General features: G+C 65.7%; 28 protein-coding genes. 25 read left to right on the forward strand and 3 right to left on the reverse strand.

Annotation, left to right across the window (positions count from 1 at the left end; genetic code table 11):
• The 15 genes from ACSFA5_RS31340 to ACSFA5_RS31410 all read left to right on the forward strand — a co-directional run.
• Positions 1 to 166: EF-Tu C-terminal domain-related protein (locus tag ACSFA5_RS31340; RefSeq protein ID WP_475539812.1), on the forward strand; the 166-nt coding region annotated here is incomplete at its 5' end.
• Positions 167 to 187: 21 nt separating this feature from the next.
• Positions 188 to 502: a 30S ribosomal protein S10 gene (gene rpsJ, locus ACSFA5_RS31345; protein WP_007838118.1), complete on the forward strand. Its 315-nt coding sequence runs from the start codon at positions 188 to 190 to the stop codon at positions 500 to 502.
• Positions 503 to 656: 154 nt separating this feature from the next.
• Positions 657 to 2,255, forward strand: coding sequence for a hypothetical protein (locus ACSFA5_RS31350; protein WP_435447961.1), 1,599 nt, complete (start codon positions 657 to 659; stop codon positions 2,253 to 2,255).
• 14 nt (positions 2,256 to 2,269) lie between these two features.
• Complete coding sequence (locus ACSFA5_RS31355) at positions 2,270 to 2,827, forward strand: hypothetical protein (protein WP_435447962.1); 558 nt, start codon at positions 2,270 to 2,272, stop codon at positions 2,825 to 2,827.
• Positions 2,828 to 3,053: 226 nt separating this feature from the next.
• Positions 3,054 to 3,734: a 50S ribosomal protein L3 gene (rplC, locus tag ACSFA5_RS31360; RefSeq protein WP_409169220.1), complete on the forward strand. Its 681-nt coding sequence runs from the start codon at positions 3,054 to 3,056 to the stop codon at positions 3,732 to 3,734.
• Positions 3,734 to 4,354 (forward strand): 50S ribosomal protein L4, encoded by a 621-nt coding sequence (rplD, locus tag ACSFA5_RS31365; RefSeq protein ID WP_093218836.1) that lies wholly within the window; start codon positions 3,734 to 3,736, stop codon positions 4,352 to 4,354. Before rplC ends, rplD begins: the two co-directional genes overlap by 1 nt.
• On the forward strand, positions 4,351 to 4,686 hold the full coding sequence (gene rplW, locus ACSFA5_RS31370; RefSeq protein WP_007838129.1) for a 50S ribosomal protein L23: 336 nt from the start codon (positions 4,351 to 4,353) through the stop codon (positions 4,684 to 4,686). Before rplD ends, rplW begins: the two co-directional genes overlap by 4 nt.
• Positions 4,687 to 4,688: 2 nt before the next feature.
• A complete protein-coding gene (gene rplB, locus ACSFA5_RS31375; RefSeq protein WP_093057772.1) occupies positions 4,689 to 5,513 on the forward strand; it encodes a 50S ribosomal protein L2 in 825 nt (274 codons plus the stop codon).
• A 10-nt stretch (positions 5,514 to 5,523) separates the two neighbouring features.
• On the forward strand, positions 5,524 to 5,802 hold the full coding sequence (gene rpsS / locus ACSFA5_RS31380; RefSeq protein WP_007838132.1) for a 30S ribosomal protein S19: 279 nt from the start codon (positions 5,524 to 5,526) through the stop codon (positions 5,800 to 5,802).
• A gap of 9 nt (positions 5,803 to 5,811) precedes the next feature.
• Positions 5,812 to 6,144: a 50S ribosomal protein L22 gene (rplV, locus tag ACSFA5_RS31385; RefSeq protein WP_007838134.1), complete on the forward strand. Its 333-nt coding sequence runs from the start codon at positions 5,812 to 5,814 to the stop codon at positions 6,142 to 6,144.
• Positions 6,145 to 6,161: 17 nt separating this feature from the next.
• On the forward strand, positions 6,162 to 7,076 hold the full coding sequence (gene rpsC / locus ACSFA5_RS31390; RefSeq protein ID WP_435447963.1) for a 30S ribosomal protein S3: 915 nt from the start codon (positions 6,162 to 6,164) through the stop codon (positions 7,074 to 7,076).
• A 52-nt stretch (positions 7,077 to 7,128) separates the two neighbouring features.
• Positions 7,129 to 7,545, forward strand: a complete 417-nt coding sequence (rplP, locus tag ACSFA5_RS31395) for a 50S ribosomal protein L16 (protein WP_093136308.1) — start codon at positions 7,129 to 7,131, stop codon at positions 7,543 to 7,545.
• 55 nt (positions 7,546 to 7,600) lie between these two features.
• Entirely contained in the window at positions 7,601 to 7,810 is a 210-nt protein-coding gene (gene rpmC / locus ACSFA5_RS31400) for a 50S ribosomal protein L29 (protein WP_435448035.1), read from the forward strand.
• A 9-nt stretch (positions 7,811 to 7,819) separates the two neighbouring features.
• Positions 7,820 to 8,089, forward strand: a complete 270-nt coding sequence (gene rpsQ / locus ACSFA5_RS31405) for a 30S ribosomal protein S17 (RefSeq protein ID WP_435447964.1) — start codon at positions 7,820 to 7,822, stop codon at positions 8,087 to 8,089.
• Positions 8,090 to 8,170: 81 nt separating this feature from the next.
• Positions 8,171 to 8,677 (forward strand): peroxiredoxin, encoded by a 507-nt coding sequence (locus ACSFA5_RS31410; RefSeq protein WP_435447965.1) that lies wholly within the window; start codon positions 8,171 to 8,173, stop codon positions 8,675 to 8,677.
• Positions 8,678 to 8,683: 6 nt separating this feature from the next.
• Here ACSFA5_RS31410 and ACSFA5_RS31415 read toward each other — a convergent pair whose 3' ends face one another.
• Complete coding sequence (locus tag ACSFA5_RS31415; protein ID WP_435447966.1) at positions 8,684 to 9,271, reverse strand: GNAT family N-acetyltransferase; 588 nt, start codon at positions 9,269 to 9,271, stop codon at positions 8,684 to 8,686.
• Complete coding sequence (locus ACSFA5_RS31420; RefSeq protein ID WP_435447967.1) at positions 9,268 to 9,966, reverse strand: cytochrome b/b6 domain-containing protein; 699 nt, start codon at positions 9,964 to 9,966, stop codon at positions 9,268 to 9,270. The genes ACSFA5_RS31415 and ACSFA5_RS31420 overlap by 4 nt, the downstream gene beginning before the upstream one ends.
• Positions 9,967 to 10,125: 159 nt before the next feature.
• Between ACSFA5_RS31420 and ACSFA5_RS31425 the strand changes: the two genes are divergently transcribed.
• Positions 10,126 to 10,572 (forward strand): c-type cytochrome, encoded by a 447-nt coding sequence (locus ACSFA5_RS31425; protein WP_435447968.1) that lies wholly within the window; start codon positions 10,126 to 10,128, stop codon positions 10,570 to 10,572.
• A gap of 78 nt (positions 10,573 to 10,650) precedes the next feature.
• Here the strand turns inward: ACSFA5_RS31425 and ACSFA5_RS31430 are convergent, their stop codons facing one another.
• A complete protein-coding gene (locus ACSFA5_RS31430; protein WP_435437677.1) occupies positions 10,651 to 11,148 on the reverse strand; it encodes a TlpA disulfide reductase family protein in 498 nt (165 codons plus the stop codon).
• Between the two features lie 110 nt (positions 11,149 to 11,258).
• On the opposite strand from ACSFA5_RS31430, the gene ACSFA5_RS31435 reads away from it, so the two are divergent.
• The 9 genes from ACSFA5_RS31435 (at position 11,259) to ACSFA5_RS31475 (ending at position 17,222) form a co-directional block, all read left to right on the forward strand.
• Positions 11,259 to 11,798, forward strand: coding sequence for a hypothetical protein (locus tag ACSFA5_RS31435; RefSeq protein WP_435447969.1), 540 nt, complete (start codon positions 11,259 to 11,261; stop codon positions 11,796 to 11,798).
• Positions 11,799 to 11,919: 121 nt separating this feature from the next.
• Positions 11,920 to 12,375 (forward strand): PTS sugar transporter subunit IIA, encoded by a 456-nt coding sequence (locus tag ACSFA5_RS31440; protein WP_108141989.1) that lies wholly within the window; start codon positions 11,920 to 11,922, stop codon positions 12,373 to 12,375.
• Positions 12,344 to 12,613, forward strand: coding sequence for an HPr family phosphocarrier protein (locus ACSFA5_RS31445; protein ID WP_081266134.1), 270 nt, complete (start codon positions 12,344 to 12,346; stop codon positions 12,611 to 12,613). Before ACSFA5_RS31440 ends, ACSFA5_RS31445 begins: the two co-directional genes overlap by 32 nt.
• A gap of 10 nt (positions 12,614 to 12,623) precedes the next feature.
• Positions 12,624 to 14,426, forward strand: a complete 1,803-nt coding sequence (gene ptsP / locus ACSFA5_RS31450; RefSeq protein WP_435447970.1) for a phosphoenolpyruvate--protein phosphotransferase — start codon at positions 12,624 to 12,626, stop codon at positions 14,424 to 14,426.
• Between the two features lie 171 nt (positions 14,427 to 14,597).
• Positions 14,598 to 14,984 (forward strand): DUF4148 domain-containing protein, encoded by a 387-nt coding sequence (locus ACSFA5_RS31455; protein WP_435447971.1) that lies wholly within the window; start codon positions 14,598 to 14,600, stop codon positions 14,982 to 14,984.
• Positions 14,985 to 15,114: 130 nt separating this feature from the next.
• Positions 15,115 to 15,579, forward strand: a complete 465-nt coding sequence (locus tag ACSFA5_RS31460) for a Spy/CpxP family protein refolding chaperone (protein ID WP_435447972.1) — start codon at positions 15,115 to 15,117, stop codon at positions 15,577 to 15,579.
• A 94-nt stretch (positions 15,580 to 15,673) separates the two neighbouring features.
• Complete coding sequence (locus ACSFA5_RS31465; RefSeq protein ID WP_435437683.1) at positions 15,674 to 16,072, forward strand: DUF4260 domain-containing protein; 399 nt, start codon at positions 15,674 to 15,676, stop codon at positions 16,070 to 16,072.
• Entirely contained in the window at positions 16,069 to 16,449 is a 381-nt protein-coding gene (locus ACSFA5_RS31470) for a hypothetical protein (RefSeq protein ID WP_435447973.1), read from the forward strand. The genes ACSFA5_RS31465 and ACSFA5_RS31470 overlap by 4 nt, the downstream gene beginning before the upstream one ends.
• A gap of 50 nt (positions 16,450 to 16,499) precedes the next feature.
• Positions 16,500 to 17,222: a response regulator transcription factor gene (locus tag ACSFA5_RS31475; RefSeq protein WP_435447974.1), complete on the forward strand. Its 723-nt coding sequence runs from the start codon at positions 16,500 to 16,502 to the stop codon at positions 17,220 to 17,222.
• The last annotated feature ends 66 nt before the right edge of the window (positions 17,223 to 17,288 follow it).

Genomic DNA, 17,288 nt, shown 5'->3' on the forward strand with positions numbered 1-17,288 from the left:
GATCGAGTTGCCCGCCGACAAGGAAATGGTCATGCCTGGCGACAACGTCAGCATCACCGTGAAGCTGATCAACCCGATCGCGATGGAAGAAGGCCTGCGCTTCGCCATCCGTGAAGGCGGCCGTACCGTGGGTTCGGGCGTCGTGGCCAAGATCCTCGACATCTAAGCCGAACGCAAAGGAATCATCATGGCAACCAAGCAAAAAATCCGCATCCGCCTGAAGGCGTTCGACTACAAGCTGATCGACCAATCGGCCGCTGAAATCGTGGACACCGCGAAGCGCACCGGCGCGATCGTCAAGGGCCCCGTGCCCCTGCCGACCCGCATGAAGCGTTTCGACATCCTGCGTTCGCCGCACGTCAACAAGACGTCGCGCGACCAGCTGGAAATCCGCACGCACCAGCGCCTGATGGACATCGTCGACCCGACCGACAAGACCGTGGACGCGCTGATGAAGCTCGACCTGCCGGCTGGCGTGGACGTCGAGATCAAGCTGCAGTAAGCACCGGTTCTCGCGCACCTCGCGTCGCGTTTTGACAAGGCCCGCCCGCAGAAATGCCGGCGGGCTTTGTTTTTTGTCATGCGGCTGTGGCATCCTCGCGCACCGGTAATGTTCAGCGCACGGGCCGGTGCTGAAAACGAGGGCTGCACAAGTGATGAAACAGAAGTTCTCCTTTGCGTCGGGGCTGGTGGCATGCATCGTGGCGGCCGCGCTGCTGACCGCCTGTGGCGGTGGTGGCGGGGGAGGCGGGGGAGGCGGCGGTGGGGGCTTGCCCTTTTTTCCGGTAGCTGCTCCCGCGGCAGGCCCTGTCACCTTAAGCGGCACGGCCACCTACGAGTCTGTGCCGAATGTCAGTGGAGGCCTGGTTTACACCGACACCTCGGTCAAGCCGGTGCGCGGCGCCTATGTCGAAGTGCTCGATGCGGGTGGCAGCCAACTGGTGGCGACCTCGACCGACGACGGCGGCGCCTATGCCGTGAGCGTGCCGGCAAACACGACCGTCGTCGTGCGCGTCCGCGCACAGCTGACGCGTCCCGGACCGGCGGCGAGCTGGGACGTGACCGTGCGGGACAACACGCAGTCCAGCGCAATCTATTCCATGCAATCGTCAGCGTTCTTCACGGGCACTGCCGCATTGACCCGCGACGTACGTGCCGGCAGCGGCTGGGGCGGATCGGGCTACACCAGCCAGCGGGTGTCCGCGCCGTTTGCCGTGATGGACACGATCTACACCGCGATGCAGAAGGTGTTGTCTGTGGCGCCGGTGACGGCGTTTCCGTCGCTGAAGGTGTTCTGGAGCGTCAGCAACACGAACGCCCCGGGCAGCGTCGCGCTGGGACAGATCGGCACCACGTTCTTCATCGCCAGGAGTACGGGCGCAGAAATCTACGTGCTCGGCAAGGAAAACGTGGACACCGACGAATTCGACGCGCCCGTGATTGCTCACGAGTGGGGGCACTACTACCAAGCCTCTTTCAGCCGTGACGATTCGACAGGCGGCGAGCACGCCACGAGCGACCTCGTCGATCGGCGGCTTGCCTTCTCCGAAGGTTGGGGTAACGCCTGGTCCGGCATCGCGCTCGGGCGGAGCAACTATGTCGATTCGGGAGGCCCTGGCCAATCCCAGGGAACGAATCTCGATCTTTCGAAGGGGCCGCCGTCCAATCCGGGCTGGTTCCGCGAGACCTCGGTCCAGTCGATCTTCTGGAACCTGAACCAGCAGGTCGGGTTCAAGCCGATTCACGACACGATGACGAGTGTCCTGTTCCGCGGCGGGGCGCCGGTCACGTCGATTCACCCGTTCACCGCGGCATTCGACGCGGCGGCGCCCGGCAGCGCGTCGGTGCTCACCTCCTTGCTGGCGGGTCAGAACATCAGCGCGGCCGCCAACGATGCCTATGGCGATCAGGAGCGCAACGACGGCGGCCAGCCGGTCGTGCTGCCGATGTACAAGCCGGCCGCGATCGGTGGCGCGAGCACCCAGGCCTGCGTGACGAACGCCGTGGATCCGAAGCGCGAGGGCAACAAGCTCGGCAGCTTCGCGTACCTGCGTTTCGTTGTGCCGACCAGTCGCACGTACCAGTTCGGGATCACACCGCCACCGGGCGCCGCCGCCAATGCAGCGATCTACCAAGGGGGCGTGGTCAGTCGAAATCCCGGTTCGATCAATCTGTCGGCAGGCGCCTACGTGCTGGTGATCAACGATCTCAACAATTCCGCCACGAACACCTGTTTCGGCGTGACCATCCAATAGCAGTGGGGACCGCCATGAACTTCCGTTCCAGCTCGATGATCGCCGCGTCGGCATGGCTGACGCTCGCCGTCGTGTCCATGCCAGCCTGGGCGGACGGCGTACCGGCGCCGCGCGGAGGCAAGCAGGCCGCATCGACTTCTCACGCCTCCATGACGGTCGCAGTGCGCAAATCGAACGATTCGGGTGTGGCGATCCAGTACCGGGTCGACGGCGTGGCGCAGGCCGGCCGGCCGGTTTCCGTCTTCCTGCAGTTCGACGGCGTGACGGACCCGGCCGGCGCCACGGTGCGCCTGACGACGGATGCGGGCCTGGTCTTGTCGACAAGCAGCACCCTGGCGCTGCCGGTCGGCCAGCGCACGAGCGCCACTGCGACGGTAACGAGCAGCCGCGAAGGCCTCGCCTACCTGAACGTCTTCGTGACGCAAAACGGGGCCATGAGCATCGTTGCGATCCCTGTGCAGACGGGCTCGAGCACGCCGGCGACCAGGTCGGCGGGCGACATGAAGTCTTCGGCGGACGGCGAAAAGATCATCTCGCTGCCTGCCCAAGAGCCGAAAGAGCCTGCCAAATAGGCTCGAAACGGACCCTTTGGCCCCTGCCGATCGGACGTTTTTGCAACGCTTGCGCCGCGCCCGCATCGCGGGCTATAATCGCTGGCTCTGCCCTTGTTGCGTCCGCAAGGGTGTTGTGTGGGCAGAGATTTATCAACCTTCTTCCGTAGCCGGAGAAATCTGGCAAACGCTGTTGCCAATTGAAGTGGCAGTGGCGGAAGAGGATTTCCATTTTTGGAGAAAACATATGAGTCTGAGCAACTCCCTCGGGTTGCTGGGCCGCAAGGTGGGGATGATGCGTCTCTTCACCGATGACGGGGACGCAGTTCCTGTCACGGTGGTGGATGTGTCCAACAACCGTGTGACCCAGATCAAGTCCCAAGAGACCGATGGCTACGTCGCCCTGCAGGTGACGTTCGGTTCGCGCAAAGCATCGCGCGTGACCAAGCCCCAAGCCGGCCACCTTGCCAAGGCAGGTGTCGAAGCTGGCGAAATCATCCAGGAATTCCGCGTCACCGCAGATACCGCAGGTCAGCACAAGGCTGGCGGCGTGATCGCTGCGAGCAGCGTGTTTTCCGTGGGCCAGAAGGTGGACGTGCAAGGCACTTCCATCGGCAAGGGTTTCGCAGGCACGATCAAGCGCCACAACATGAAGTCGCAACGCGCGTCGCACGGTAACAGCCGTTCGCACAACGTTCCCGGCTCGATCGGCATGGCACAAGACCCCGGTCGCGTGTTCCCCGGCAAGCGCATGACGGGCCACCTCGGCGACGTCACCCGCACGACGCAAAACCTCGACGTGTTCCGCATCGACGAAGCGCGTCAACTGCTGCTCATCAAGGGCGCGATTCCGGGTTCGAAGGGTGGCTTCGTCACCGTGCGTCCCGCCATCAAGGCCAAGCCGCAAGCGGCTGAAGGAGCGAAGTAATGGAACTCGAACTCCTGAACGAACAAGGCCAGGCCGCGTCGAAGTACGACGCCCCCGAAACCGTGTTCGGCCGTGACTACAACGAAGACCTGGTTCACCAGATCGTCGTTGCATTCCAGGCCAACGCCCGCCAAGGCACGCGCGCCCAGAAGGACCGCGAACAGGTCAAGCACTCGACCAAGAAGCCTTTCAAGCAAAAGGGAACGGGCCGCGCCCGTGCCGGTATGACGTCCTCGCCGCTGTGGCGCGGGGGTGGCCGTATCTTCCCGAACATGCCTGACGAAAACTTCTCGCAGAAGATCAACAAGAAGATGTACCGCGCCGGCATGGCCGCCATCTTCTCGCAGCTCGCTCGCGAAGGCCGTCTGGCCGTGGTGGATTCGCTGACCGTGGATTCGCCCAAGACGAAGCCGCTGGCAGCCCGTTTCAAGGCAATGAATCTCGAGTCCGTGCTCGTGATCGCCGAAGAAGTCGACGAAAACCTGTACCTTGCCTCGCGCAATCTGGTCAACATCCTCGTGGTCGAACCCCGTTACGCCGATCCGGTGTCGCTGGTTCACTACAAGAAGGTGCTGGTCACCAAGGGTGCCGTCGACAAGCTCAAGGAGATGTTCGCATGAGCCGCGTGAACCCTACCGCCGCTGAACGTACGTTCGAAGAAGGCCGCCTGATGGCGGTGCTGGTCGCCCCGATCGTGTCCGAAAAGGCCACGATGGTCGGCGAGAAGTCGAACGCTGTCACTTTCAAGGTGCTGCAAGACGCCACCAAGCCCGAGATCAAGGCCGCTGTCGAACTGATGTTCAAGGTCGAAGTCCAGGGCGTGTCGGTGCTCAACACCAAGGGCAAGACCAAGCGCTTTGGCAAGTCCATCGGCCGCCGCGACAACGTTCGCAAGGCCTATGTGACGCTGAAGCCGGGTCAAGAGCTCAACCTCGTCGGGGAAGGCGCTTAATCATGGCCGTCATCAAGATGAAACCCACTTCGCCGGGCCAACGCGGCGCGGTGAAGATTTCGCGTGATCACCTGTTCAAGGGTGCTCCTCACGCAGCCCTGCTGGAACCCCAGTTCCAGAAGGCCGGCCGTAACAACAACGGTCACATCACGATCCGTCACCGGGGCGGTGGTTCCAAGCACCACTACCGCGTTGTCGACTTCGTGCGCAACAAGGACGGCATTCCGGCCAAGGTCGAACGCATCGAGTACGACCCGAACCGCACCGCCCATATCGCTCTGGTCTGCTACGCCGACGGCGAGCGCCGCTACATCATCGCCCCGCGCGGTCTTGAAGCCGGTGCAACGCTGCTGTCGGGCGCCGAAGCCCCGATCCGCGCCGGCAACACCCTGCCGATCCGCAACATCCCGGTCGGCTCGACGATCCACTGCATCGAACTGCAACCCGGCAAGGGCGCGCAGATCGCGCGTTCGGCCGGCACGTCGGCGACGCTGCTGGCTCGCGAAGGCGTCTACGCCCAGGTCCGCATGCGTTCGGGTGAGGTGCGTCGCATCCACATCGAATGCCGCGCAACCATCGGCGAAGTGGCCAACGAAGAGCACAGCCTGCGCCAACTCGGCAAGGCAGGCGCCAAGCGCTGGAAGGGCATTCGCCCGACCGTTCGCGGCGTGGTGATGAACCCGGTCGACCACCCGCACGGTGGCGGCGAAGGCAAGACTGGCGAAGGCCGCCATCCTGTCGACCCATGGGGCAATCTGACCAAGGGCTATCGCACCCGTAACAACAAGCGCACGCAGGTCTTCATCGTGTCGCGTCGCAAGAAGTAAGGGATAGCCAATGACTCGCTCTCTCAAAAAGGGTCCTTTCGTCGACCACCACCTGGTGGCCAAGGCCGACAAGGCCGTGACGACCAAGGACAAGAAGCCGATCAAGACCTGGTCGCGCCGCTCGATGGTCCTGCCCGAATTCATCGGTCTGACCATCGCTGTGCACAACGGCAAGCAACACGTGCCCGTGTACATCACCGACCAGATGGTCGGCCACAAGCTCGGCGAATTTGCGCTCACGCGCACGTTCAAGGGGCACCCCGCGGACAAAAAAGTCCAGAAGAAGTAAGGAACGACCATGTCTGAAACACGTGCAGTCCTCCGCGGTGTCCGCCTGTCGGTCGACAAGGGCCGTCTGGTTGCGGACCTGATCCGCGGCAAGAAGGTCGATCAAGCGCTCAACGTTCTGCAGTTCACGCAGAAAAAGGCCGCTGTGATCATCAAGAAGGTGCTGGAGTCGGCTATTGCCAACGCAGAGCACAACGACGGTGCCGACATCGACGAGCTGAAGGTCAAGACCATCTACGTCGAGCAAGGTGCAACGCTCAAGCGCTTCACGGCGCGGGCCAAGGGTCGCGGCAATCGCATCAGCAAGCCCACGTGCCATGTGTACGTGACGGTTGGCAACTAAGAAGGCCTGGAAGAAACATGGGACAGAAAATCCACCCAACCGGGTTCCGCCTTGCGGTTACCCGTAACTGGTCCAGCCGCTGGTATGCAAGCGACCGCGATTTCGCGGGAATGCTGGCTGAAGACATCAAGGTTCGCGAATACCTGAAGAAGAAGCTGAAGAACGCTTCGGTTTCGCGCGTCATGATCGAACGTCCCGCCAAGAATGCACGCATCACGATCTACTCGGCACGTCCGGGCGTCGTGATCGGCAAGAAGGGCGAAGACATCGAGAACCTCAAGCGCGAACTGGGCAAGCAGCTCGGCGTGCCGGTCGCGGTCAACATCGAAGAAGTGCGCAAGCCCGAAATCGATGCACAGCTGATCGCTGACAGCATCACGCAGCAGCTCGAAAAGCGGATCATGTTCCGCCGTGCCATGAAGCGCGCCATGCAAAACGCCATGCGTCTGGGTGCCCTGGGCATCAAGATCATGTCGTCGGGCCGCCTGAACGGTATCGAAATCGCTCGTTGCGAGTGGTATCGCGAAGGTCGCGTGCCGCTTCACACCCTGCGCGCCGATATCGACTACGGCACCTCGGAAGCCAAGACCACGTACGGCGTCATCGGCGTCAAGGTCTGGGTCTACAAGGGCGACACGCTGGGTCGTAACGACCTGCCGGCCGTCGAAACGCCGCGTCCTGAAGAAGAACGTCGTCCGCGTGGTCCCCGCCGTGATGGTCGCCCTGGCGACCGTCCGGGTGGCGACCGTCGTGGTCCCAGCTCCGGCCCCCGCGCCGGTGCCCGCGGCCCGATCGGTGGCAACACCGCTCCTGCCGATGGCAGCGACAAGCCCGCAGAAGCAACCGGCGCAGCCGGTGACTCGAAACCCGCCGTTAAGCGCGTCCGCAAAGCCGCGCCCGCTGCAGCAGCGGACGGTGCCAAGACCGAGTAATCGGTCGCTCCCGGGCGCGAAAGCGCCTGGGGCTCTAACGGAGTAATAAAACATGCTGCAACCTGCAAGAAGAAAGTTCCGCAAGGAACAAAAGGGCCGCAACACCGGCGTCGCAACCACGGGTAACTCGGTTGCGTTCGGTGATTTCGGTCTCAAATGCACCGATCGCGGCCGCCTCACGGCACGCCAGATCGAAGCCGCTCGTCGCGCGATTTCGCGTCACGTGAAGCGCGGTGGCCGTATCTGGATCCGCGTGTTCCCGGACAAGCCCATCTCTACCAAGCCCGCTGAAGTGCGGATGGGTAACGGCAAGGGCAACCCCGAGTACTACGTCGCTGAAATCCAGCCCGGCAAGATCGTGTTCGAGATCGTCGGCGTGCCCGAAGAACTCGCCCGCGAAGCGTTCCGCCTGGCCGCCGCCAAGCTTCCGCTGCGCACGACGTTCGTCGCTCGCCAGCTCGGCGCCTGAGAGGAGAACACCCATGGCAACCCGTAAGAAAAAAGAAACCGTGGCTCCGGCCAAGGTGACCAAGGCCGCAACGCTTCGCACGAAAGATGTCGACGCGCTGAAGGTTGAAGTCAAGGAACTGCAAAAGGCCCATTTCGGCCTGCGCATGCAGAAAGCCACGCAACAGCTGTCGAACACCTCGACGCTGCGCGTGACGCGCCGCGACATCGCGCGCGCCAAAACCATTCTTGCGCAGAAGCAGCAAGAAACCCCCGCCGCCAAATAAGGAATGAACATGACGGAACCTAAAAAATCCCTCAAGCGCACCTTGATTGGCAAGGTGGTCAGCGACAAGCGTGCCAAGACCGTGACCGTGCTGGTCGAGCGCCGTGTGAAGCACGAGCTCTACGGCAAGATCGTGGCCAAGACCAGCAAGTACCACGCTCATGACGAGAATGGCGTGTACAAGCTGGGCGACACCATCGAGATCACGGAAAGCCGTCCGATCTCGAAGACCAAGAACTGGGTTGTGACCCGTCTGGTCGAGAAGGCCGTCCTGGTCTAAAAGCCTGGATACCCGGCTCGATACAGCCCCTTCGAAAACGGCCCACAATGTGGGCCGTTTTTCTTTTTCGGGAGCATCTACATGATCAAAGTCGGCGACACCCTTCCCTCGGCCACCTTGCAGGAATATTCCGAAGTCGAGGGCGAGGGCTGCAGCATCGGCCCGAACGCCGTGGACGTGACCAAGGCATCGGCCGGCAAGACCATTGCGCTGTTCGCGCTGCCGGGGGCCTTCACGCCCACCTGCTCGGCCAAGCACGTGCCGGGCTATGTGCAGCACTTCGACGACTTCAAGGCTGCCGGCGTGGACGAGATCTGGTGCGTGAGCGTGAATGACGCGTTCGTGATGGGCGCATGGGCGCGCGACCAGAAGACCGGTACCAAGGTGCGCATGCTCGGCGACGGCAGCGCCGACTTCGCCAAGGCCACCGGCCTGACGCTCGACCTGACCGGCCGCGGCATGGGCGTGCGCAGCAACCGCTATTCGATGCTCGTGAAGGACGGCAAGGTCGCGACGCTCAATGTCGAAGGTCCGGGCAAGTTCGAAGTCAGCGACGCCGACACGCTGCTGGCACAAGCCCGCGGCTGAGCCCGGCTAGACATCCGCTTTCAGGTAGTGGGCCCCGGCGACGGGGTTGTGATAGTAGGGCGGCACCTCCGCGAAACCCAGGTCTTCATAGAGGGCCCGGGCGGACTCCATGTCGTCGAGGGTGTCGAGCAGCACGCAGCTGTAGCCCGCGCCGCGTGCGGCATCCAGGATGGCCTCGGCCAGCTGCCGGCCCAGGCCCAGTCCGCGGAAACCGGGGCGCACGTAGAGGCGTTTCATTTCCGCGGCGTTCACGTAGTCCGCGTTGTCCAGCGGGCGCAGCGCGCAGCACCCCGCCACGTGCGCAAGCGTACCGTCGGCGCGCTGGAGTGTCGGCGTCCGGCGGCCGGCATCTTCCTTCACGTTGACGGGGTCGACCAGCGCCAGCAACAGCGTGCCGCGCGGCTCGGCGTAGTCGCCCGGCAGGCCGGCCAGTTCGCCATCGAAATCCTGGAATTCCAGGTCGATGCCCAGCGAGGCGGCGTAGTCGCGGAAGATCGCGCGCGTGGCGTCGATCTCGTGCGCCGCTTCAGGCGTGAGCAGCACGACGGCCGGCATGGCCGACAGCGGCAGGGGGCGTGAGACGGAAAAGCTCATATGCGCAACGAAGAAACCCAATAGGCCAGGCCGGCGCACAGCGCGAACAGCACCAGCGCCAGCAGACGGGACGCCGCATCGTCGCGGCTGGCGGCGACCTGTCCGCCCGCCGCGCCAAGCAGCTTGTCGCCCGTCACCATCGGTCGCACCAGGCGATGCCGCTTGACCAGAACGTAGAACAGCACCGCCAGAACGTGCAGGCTCACCAGCGCGATCACGGTCCATTTGCCCGGCGCGCTGTGCCAGCGCGTGGCCAGGCTCACCACCTCACCGGAGACAAAGCGCGTGAGCGGCCCGGAGGCCGAAATCTCGTCGTCCGCCATCAATCCGGTCGCGACCTGCAGCGCCAGCAACGCCAGCACCGCGAACACCGACAGCGCTCCCAGCGGCGTGTGTCCGATCAGATGGTCCGGGTGCGCCCGGCCACGCAGATAGGTGACGACCGCCCCCGGCGAATAGACGAAAGCGGCAAAGCGCGACCAGCGTCCGCCCGCAAAACCCCAGAGCAGCCGGAACAGCAGAAGCGAGAGCACCAGGTAGCCGATGCGGAAGTGCCATTCCATGACCCCGCCCAGGCCGGTGCCGATCATGCCGGTGACGGCAATGGCCAGCGTCCAGTGGAACAGGCGCGTCGGCAAGTCCCAGACCCGCGTGCGGGCGCTGGCGCCAGAGGCGGCCACGGAGGAGTCGGTCATCGAGGAAGGCGCGGGAGCGCGATGCTGCGGAAGGCGCAGATTAGCAAAGTCCAGGCCCCAGTCCGCTTCGGGTTGTTGCTATGTGTCCGCCGCAACACGCCCCTACACTCGCCCGCAGCGCCGCGCCCGACGGCGTTTCCCCCCACAAGGACCTGCACGATGACCCGATTTGCCTCGTTCGCACTCGCAGCCGCCTGTGCTGTGCTGTCCCTGCCCGCCGCAGCCCAGTTCGCCAAGCCCGAAGACGCCGTCAAGTATCGCCAGAGCGCGCTGTTCGTGATGAGCCAGCATTTCGGCCGCCTCGGTGCCATGGCCAACGGCCGCGTGCCCTACGACGCGTCGGCGGCCGCCGCCAACGCCGAAGTGGTCGCCGACATGGCGAAGCTGCCCTGGGCGGCGTTCGGCCCCGGCACCGAGGGCGGCAAGGCCAGGCCTGAGGTCTGGAAGGAAGACGCCAGGTTCAAGGAGCGCCAGCAGAAGCTGATCGAAGAGACCGGCAAGCTGGTGACCGCGGCCAGGGCCGGCAACCTCGATGCGCTCAAGGCCCAGTTCAGCCCGACCGCGGCCAGCTGCAAGGCCTGCCACGACAGCTTCCGCAACCAATAGGCGCGCCACCGGCGCGGCTGCAAAAACAAAAGGCGCTCTTTCGGGAGCGCCTTCTTTCTTGTCGGTGAGGGTGCTGGCTCAGGCTTCGGCCAGCAATTTCTCGATCAGCTTGTGCAGTTCGGCGAAGTCCGGCTCGCCCACATAGCGCTTCACGATTTCGCCGCGCTTGTTGACCAGGTAAGTGGTCGGCGTGAGCTTCACGTCGCCCCAGGCCTGCGCCACGCTTCCGGTGTTGTCGATCGCCACCTTGAACGGCAGCTTGCGCGTTTCGGCGAAGTTGACGACGTAGCTCGGCGGGTCGTAGCTCATGGCCACGGCCAGCGTGTCGTAGCCCTGCGCCTTGTACTTGTCGTAGGTGGCGATCACCTTGGGCATTTCGCCGACACAGGTCACGCAGCTCGTGGCCCAGAAGTTGACCAGGGTGACCTTGCCTTTCAGGTCCGCGGTGCTCTTTTGCGTGCCGTCGAGCAACACGAAGGTCGAGGCGGGCGCGGCGGTGGCGCCGGAGCCGAAGTACACGCCCACGCCAACGGCCAGCGCAAGGACGACGGAGGCAGCAGCGATGTATTTCTTCATGGCTTCACAGATGAGAAGGGCGGCGCGATTTTAGTTCCGCCCGCCCGATTCGTGCTGGCGACGCCACGGTGCCCCTCGGCGACGCCTTGCGGCTCGATAATCGCTGCCCCATGCCGTCGTCCGTCCCCCGCTCCTGGCTCGCGCTGGCCATCGCAGCCCTGGTTGCCGCCTGCAGCCCCACTTTCAACTGGCGCGAGGTGCCCATTGCCCAGGCCGGCCTGATCGCGCTGCTGCCCTGCAAGGCCGACCGCGCGAACCGCGCGCTGCCGCTGGGCGCCGAATCGGTGCAGGTCGACATGACGGGCTGCGAGGCCGGCGGCGCCACCTTCGCCATCGCCCATGCGTCGGCCAACGGCCCCGTGCAGGCCGAGGCGTGGCTCGACGCCTGGCGCACCGCCACGCGCGGCCAATTGGAGGGGACGGGCGAGGCGCAGGTGACGGAAACTCAAGTGGCGCTGCAACGCGCAACGGCCACGCCGGCTCCGCTGCGGCTCGACGGGCGCAAGCAGGGTGCCGCGCCCGTGCAGATCCTCTGGTTCGCCCAGTCGCAAAAGGACGGCACCGTGGCGCTCTACCAGGCCACCGTGCTGGGGACGCCCTCCTCGGGCGAGGCGTCCAAAACCTTCTTCGAGGGCCTGCGTCTGCCATGACGGCGGCGCTTCGCGTGGGTACGGGTGCAACACTGTCCGCTTTTCCGGGCTGCCGCGTTGTGTCACATATCTACTTACCCTGGGCGGCCCCGCATAATCGACGCGTCGTCCTCCGTCCCGCATGAACAGCATCCTCATCATCGCCCACTCACCGTTCGCCCATGCGCTGCGGCAGTGTGCGCTGCATGTGTTCCCCGATTGCGAGCAGGCCATCGTCGCGCTCGACGTGCTGCCCAACGTGTCGCCCGAGGAAACGCTGGCCGCCGCGCGCATCACGCTCGATCAGCAGCTGCGCGCACCGCGCTCGCAAGTGCTGGTGCTGGCCGACGTGTTCGGCGCCACGCCCTGCAACGTGGCGCAAAAACTCGTGGACGGCGCCCGTTCGCGGCTGGTGGCGGGGGTCAACCTGCCGATGCTGCTGCGCGCGGTCACCTACCGGCACGAGCCGCTGGAGACGCTGGTGCAGCGCGCCCTCGCGGGCGGCACCGCTGGCGTCATGCAGGTGGCGGTGGCGGCTCCCCAGAACCAGGCCAAGAGAAAGCACAGTGATCAAGAAATCCGTGACCATCAGCAATAAGCTGGGCCTGCACGCACGCGCATCGGCCAAGCTCACCAAGCTCGCAGGCAGCTTTCCCTGCGAGGTGTGGCTCTCGCGCGGCGACCGCCGCATCAACGCCAAGAGCATCATGGGCGTGATGATGCTGGCTGCCGGGCTCGGCTCCACGGTGGAGCTCGAAACCAACGGGCCGCAGGAAGAAGAAGCGATGAACGCCATCGTCCACCTCATGGACGACAAGTTCGGCGAAGGCGAGTAAGGACCCTGCCATGACCTTCGCAGTCCACGGCCTTCCCGTTGCCCGTGGCATTGCCATCGGGCGCGCGGTGCTGGTGGTGTCGAGCCGCATCGACGTGGCCCACTATTTCATCAAGCCCGAAGAAATCGAGACCGAGATCGACCGCGTGCGCACCGCGCGCAACGCGGTGGCCGACGAGCTCATCAAGCTGCAGGCCAACGTCGCGCTGATGGGCCCGAACGACGCGCCGCACGAACTGTCCGCGCTGCTCGAGGTGCACCAGATGCTGCTGCAGGACGAGGCCCTCAGCACCGGCGTGAAGCACTGGATCAGCGAGCGGCTCTACAACGCCGAATGGGCGCTGACCACGCAGCTCGAGATCATCGCGCGCCAGTTCGACGAGATGGAGGACGCGTACCTGCGCGAACGCAAGGCCGACCTCGAACAGGTGGTCGAGCGCCTGCTGCACCGCATGAAGGGCACGGCCGCCGTGCTCGCGCCGAGCCCGCCGCGGCGCAAGCGCGCCGCCGCCACGGACGACGACGCCGACGACCCCACCGCGGGCGACGGCATCGACGTGCCGCTGGTGCTCATCGCGCACGACCTCTCTCCGGCCGACATGCTGCAGTTCAAGAAGAGCGTGTTCGCCGGCTTCGTGACCGACGTGGGCGGGCGCACCTCGCACACCGCCATCGTCGCGCGCAGCATGGACATTCCGGCCGTGGTCGGCGCGCGCACCGCCAGCCAGCTGGTGCGCCAGGACGACTGGGTGATCATCGACGGCGACGCCGGCGTGGTGATCGTCGACCCGTCGCCGATCATCCTGGCCGAGTACGGCTTCAAGCAGCGCCAGGGCGACCTCGAACGCGGCCGGCTCGCGCGGCTGCGCCACAAGCCGGCCGTCACGCTCGACGGCCAGCGTGTCGAGCTGCTCGCCAACATCGAGATGCCCGAAGACACCGTGGGCGCCGTCAAGGCCGGCGCCGTGGGCGTGGGCCTGTTTCGCAGCGAGTTCCTTTTCATGGGCCGCGAGTCGTCCACGCGCCAGACGCGCCTGCCCGACGAAGAAGAGCAGTACCAGGCCTACAAGCGCGCGGTCGAGGGAATGCAGGGCATGCCCGTGACCATCCGCACCATCGACGTGGGGGCCGACAAGCCGCTGGACAGCAAGTCGTCCAACAAGCAGGAGCACCTGAACCCCGCGCTCGGCCTGCGCGCCATCCGCTGGAGCCTGGCCGACCCGGCCATGTTCCTCACGCAGCTGCGCGCCATCCTTCGCGCGGCCGCGCACGGCGAGATCCACCTGCTGATTCCCATGCTCGCGCACGCCAGCGAGATTCGCCAGACGCTGTCGCTGATCGACTTCGCGCGCACCGAGCTCGACAACCGCGGCGCGGTGTACGGCCAGGTGAAGCTCGGCGCCATGATCGAGATTCCGGCGGCTGCGCTCACGCTGCGCATCTTCCTGAAGCACTTCGACTTCCTGTCGATCGGCACCAACGACCTGATCCAGTACACGCTGGCCATCGACCGTGCCGACGAGTCGGTCGCGCACCTGTACGACCCCGCGCACCCGGCCGTGCTGCGCCTCGTGGCCGACACCATCACGGAGTGCCTCCGCCAGGGCAAGGGCGTGTCGGTATGCGGTGAGATGGCCGGCGACGTGGCCTTCACACGGCTGCTGCTGGGGCTGGGCCTGCGCAGCTTCTCGATGCATCCCTCGCGCATCCTCGCGGTCAAGCAGGAAGTGCTGCGCGCCGACACCAGCAAGCTCGAGGCCTGGGCCAGGGCCGTGCTCGAGTCGGACGATCCCGCCGCCGCCATGGCGGGCTGAGTCACCTGTATTCCTTCTCCCGGTAGGGGTGGAGCAGCGGCACGAAGTGCGCGTCGCCTGGGGGCGAGCCGAAATATAACGATACATGCCGCAACCGCGGCGAAAGGACTTGCGGGCCGCCCGCAAGCACGATCAGGTCTTCTCTTCCACCCCGAAAGAAAGGCCTGCATCATGAAGTTCGTCTCCACCTCCGTCTCCTTCTCCCAGATCATCGCGATCAGCTCGTTCGCCATGCTCGCCGCTGCCGGCGCCAAGGCCGAAAGCTACGAGGGCGTGCAACCCGCCGTGTCGGCCAGGAGCCGTGCCGATGTGAACGCCGAAGCCATGCGCACCGCGTCGGCACCCAACCAGAACGTGGTGCGCGGCTCGCGCGGCCCGGAGACCATGGCCGTGTCGATGGAGCGCGACCGCGTCGTCGCCGAAGCCATGCGCACCGCCGCCGCGCCCGACCAGAACGTGTCGTCCGGCTCGCGCGTGAACAGCAAGGTCGTCTCGACCCTGCAGAACCCTGTCGACGCACGCGCCGCGGCCATCAACGCCAAGAGCAGCCGGCTGTAGACAGCCCCTCGGCTGTTGCCACGCCCGTCGCAATCAAACGAAACACGCCGATACCCCGGCGAGAGGACTCGGGCCCACGCACCTCGCACCATCGAGCTTCCTCCTCACAAGACAACACCAAGGACTTGACATGAAGCACTGGATCAAACGCACTCTCTTCGGTTTCGCAGGCGCCGCCATGGTGGCCGGCAGCATCGCCGGCTGTGCCGGCCCACGCCACGGCTGGAGCGGCGACAGCGCCGAGTTCCGCGCGAAGATGGTCGAGCGCGTGGGCAGCAAGCTCGAGCTCGACGCCAGCCAGAAGCAAAAGCTCACCGTGCTGGCCGAGAAACTGCAGGCACAGCGCGAAGCGATGCGCGGCGCAGGCGGATCGGGCGACCCGCGCTCGCAGTTCAAGGCGCTGTTCGCGGGCAACAAGCTCGACCAGGCCGGCGCCACGCGACTGGTCGACGAGAAGACCACCGCCGTGCGCAGCGGCAGTCCCGAAATCATCGCGGCGGCGGCCGACTTCTACGACAACCTGAACGCCGCCCAGCAGCAGAAGGTGCGCGACTTCATGGACAGAGGCGGCCGCCGCTGGAGCCATCGTGGCTGAGCTTGACTCACCCCAAACCTTCGCGCACTTCCTGTCGCTTCGCCAACGTCCTCTTCCGGAGCGACACCTGTGGCCCGGCGAAGCCGGTTCCACGGTGTCTCGCGAACAGAGCCTGGGCGCCGCGGGCGGTGTGCGCGGGCTGCTGCGTCTCGAAGGCACCGTGGTGCTCGGCGTGGCACTCGCCGCCTACGCCCAGTTCGGCGCGGGCTGGGGCGTGTTCGCGCTCTGGCTGCTCGCGCCCGACCTCTCGCTGCTGGGCTACCTCGCGGGTCCTCGCGTGGGCGCGGCGCTCTACAACGCGGCGCATTCTTACGTCGGGCCGGTGCTGCTGCTGGCGCTCGGCGTGTTCGCTGCCCTGCCGTGGGCGGTGGCCGGCGGCCTCATCTGGCTGACCCACATCGGGCTGGACCGCGCACTGGGCTACGGCCTGAAGTACGCCGCGGGCTTTGCCTTCACGCACCTCGGGCGCATCGGCCGGGCCGATCCGTGGTGAGCGGCACCGCCCCCGTCATGCGCCCGCGGGCCGCGCGCGCCTGGATGCTGAGCGAAGCGCTGGTGCTGGGCCTCGCATCGGCAGTGCATGCCGGGCACCTCGTGCCGGGCTATGCGCACCCGCAGGCCCGCACGGCCGAAGCGGTGATCGCCACGGTGCTGGTGCTCGCCTCGGTCGAGACCTGGCTGCGGCCCGACGATGCACGCCGCGCCGCCATCTTCGGCCAGGGTTTCGCGCTGCTGGGCACGCTGGTCGGGCTGGGCGCCATCGTCACGGGCATCGGCCCGCACACCCTGACCGACGTGGTCTATCACGCGCTGTTGCTCTCACTGCTGGTGACGGGCCTGACCTGGGCGGTGCGATGCCACCCGGTCTGATGGTCAGCGAAGTCATCCGCCATTTTCTTGCCAGGAGGCACAATCCCGCCATGCCGCGCATCCTGCTGATCGACGACGACGAACACCTCGCCGCGCCGCTGACCACCTACTTCGCACGCTTCGGCTGCACGCTCGACAGCGCGGTGCGCCCGAGCGAAGGCCTCGCCAAGCTGCGCGCCGGCCATTACGACGCCGCCATCCTCGACGTGATGCTGCCCGAGATGGACGGCTTTGCGCTGTGCCGCGAGATACGCAAGGAAAGCGACATTCCCATCGTGATGCTCACTGCCCGCGGCGAAGTGATGGACCGCGTGGTCGGCCTCGAACTGGGCGCCGACGACTACGTGCCCAAGCCCTTCGAGCCGCGCGAACTGGTGGCGCGCGTGCAGACCATCCTGCGGCGCCAGCGCAGCACGACAGCCGCAGCCAACGCCGCCGGGAACGGCAATGGCAATGGCAACGGCGCTCAGCAGCGCGTGTTCGACGGCCTGTCGATCGACCTCGACCGGCGCCAGGTGCTGCGCCACGGCGAGCGCGTGGAGCTCACCGGCACCGAGTTCGAACTGCTCGCGCTGCTGGCGGCCGAGCCCGGCAAGGTGTTCAGCCGCGACGACATCCTCAACCGCCTGCGCGGCCACGAGGCCGAGCTCTACACGCGCGCGGTCGACATCGTGGTGAGCCGCCTGCGCAAGAAGCTGGAGCCGCTGGACTGCATCAAGACGCTGCGCAACGCGGGCTACGCGCTGGCCGTTGCGCGCAGCGAGGCTGCATGAGCGCAGCGCCGGGCCGCCCCAAGCAAGCTCGCACCGCAGCGCGCCGCGCGAAGGTCTTCCGATGAG

Source organism: Variovorax monticola (assembly GCF_051216855.1).
Taxonomy (GTDB): domain Bacteria; phylum Pseudomonadota; class Gammaproteobacteria; order Burkholderiales; family Burkholderiaceae_C; genus Variovorax.

Bases quoted from the DNA above. Each gene is read 5' to 3' on its own strand.
- rplB (WP_093057772.1), top strand. From the start codon at position 4,689: ATGGCCGTCATCAAGATGAAACCCACTTCGCCGGGCCAACGCGGCGCG.
- ACSFA5_RS31435 (WP_435447969.1), top strand. From the start codon at position 11,259: ATGCCGTCGTCCGTCCCCCGCTCCTGGCTCGCGCTGGCCATCGCAGCC.
- rplD (WP_093218836.1), top strand. From the start codon at position 3,734: ATGGAACTCGAACTCCTGAACGAACAAGGCCAGGCCGCGTCGAAGTAC.
- rplP (WP_093136308.1), top strand. From the start codon at position 7,129: ATGCTGCAACCTGCAAGAAGAAAGTTCCGCAAGGAACAAAAGGGCCGC.
- ACSFA5_RS31475 (WP_435447974.1), top strand. From the start codon at position 16,500: ATGCCGCGCATCCTGCTGATCGACGACGACGAACACCTCGCCGCGCCG.
- ACSFA5_RS31355 (WP_435447962.1), top strand. From the start codon at position 2,270: ATGAACTTCCGTTCCAGCTCGATGATCGCCGCGTCGGCATGGCTGACG.
- ptsP (WP_435447970.1), top strand. From the start codon at position 12,624: ATGACCTTCGCAGTCCACGGCCTTCCCGTTGCCCGTGGCATTGCCATC.
- ACSFA5_RS31410 (WP_435447965.1), top strand. From the start codon at position 8,171: ATGATCAAAGTCGGCGACACCCTTCCCTCGGCCACCTTGCAGGAATAT.
- ACSFA5_RS31455 (WP_435447971.1), top strand. From the start codon at position 14,598: ATGAAGTTCGTCTCCACCTCCGTCTCCTTCTCCCAGATCATCGCGATC.
- rpsJ (WP_007838118.1), top strand. From the start codon at position 188: ATGGCAACCAAGCAAAAAATCCGCATCCGCCTGAAGGCGTTCGACTAC.
- ACSFA5_RS31350 (WP_435447961.1), top strand. From the start codon at position 657: ATGAAACAGAAGTTCTCCTTTGCGTCGGGGCTGGTGGCATGCATCGTG.
- ACSFA5_RS31425 (WP_435447968.1), top strand. From the start codon at position 10,126: ATGACCCGATTTGCCTCGTTCGCACTCGCAGCCGCCTGTGCTGTGCTG.
- ACSFA5_RS31430 (WP_435437677.1), bottom strand. From the start codon at position 11,148: ATGAAGAAATACATCGCTGCTGCCTCCGTCGTCCTTGCGCTGGCCGTT.
- ACSFA5_RS31460 (WP_435447972.1), top strand. From the start codon at position 15,115: ATGAAGCACTGGATCAAACGCACTCTCTTCGGTTTCGCAGGCGCCGCC.
- ACSFA5_RS31420 (WP_435447967.1), bottom strand. From the start codon at position 9,966: ATGACCGACTCCTCCGTGGCCGCCTCTGGCGCCAGCGCCCGCACGCGG.
- ACSFA5_RS31440 (WP_108141989.1), top strand. From the start codon at position 11,920: ATGAACAGCATCCTCATCATCGCCCACTCACCGTTCGCCCATGCGCTG.
- rplC (WP_409169220.1), top strand. From the start codon at position 3,054: ATGAGTCTGAGCAACTCCCTCGGGTTGCTGGGCCGCAAGGTGGGGATG.
- rplV (WP_007838134.1), top strand. From the start codon at position 5,812: ATGTCTGAAACACGTGCAGTCCTCCGCGGTGTCCGCCTGTCGGTCGAC.
- rpsS (WP_007838132.1), top strand. From the start codon at position 5,524: ATGACTCGCTCTCTCAAAAAGGGTCCTTTCGTCGACCACCACCTGGTG.
- rplW (WP_007838129.1), top strand. From the start codon at position 4,351: ATGAGCCGCGTGAACCCTACCGCCGCTGAACGTACGTTCGAAGAAGGC.
- rpsC (WP_435447963.1), top strand. From the start codon at position 6,162: ATGGGACAGAAAATCCACCCAACCGGGTTCCGCCTTGCGGTTACCCGT.
- rpsQ (WP_435447964.1), top strand. From the start codon at position 7,820: ATGACGGAACCTAAAAAATCCCTCAAGCGCACCTTGATTGGCAAGGTG.
- ACSFA5_RS31415 (WP_435447966.1), bottom strand. From the start codon at position 9,271: ATGAGCTTTTCCGTCTCACGCCCCCTGCCGCTGTCGGCCATGCCGGCC.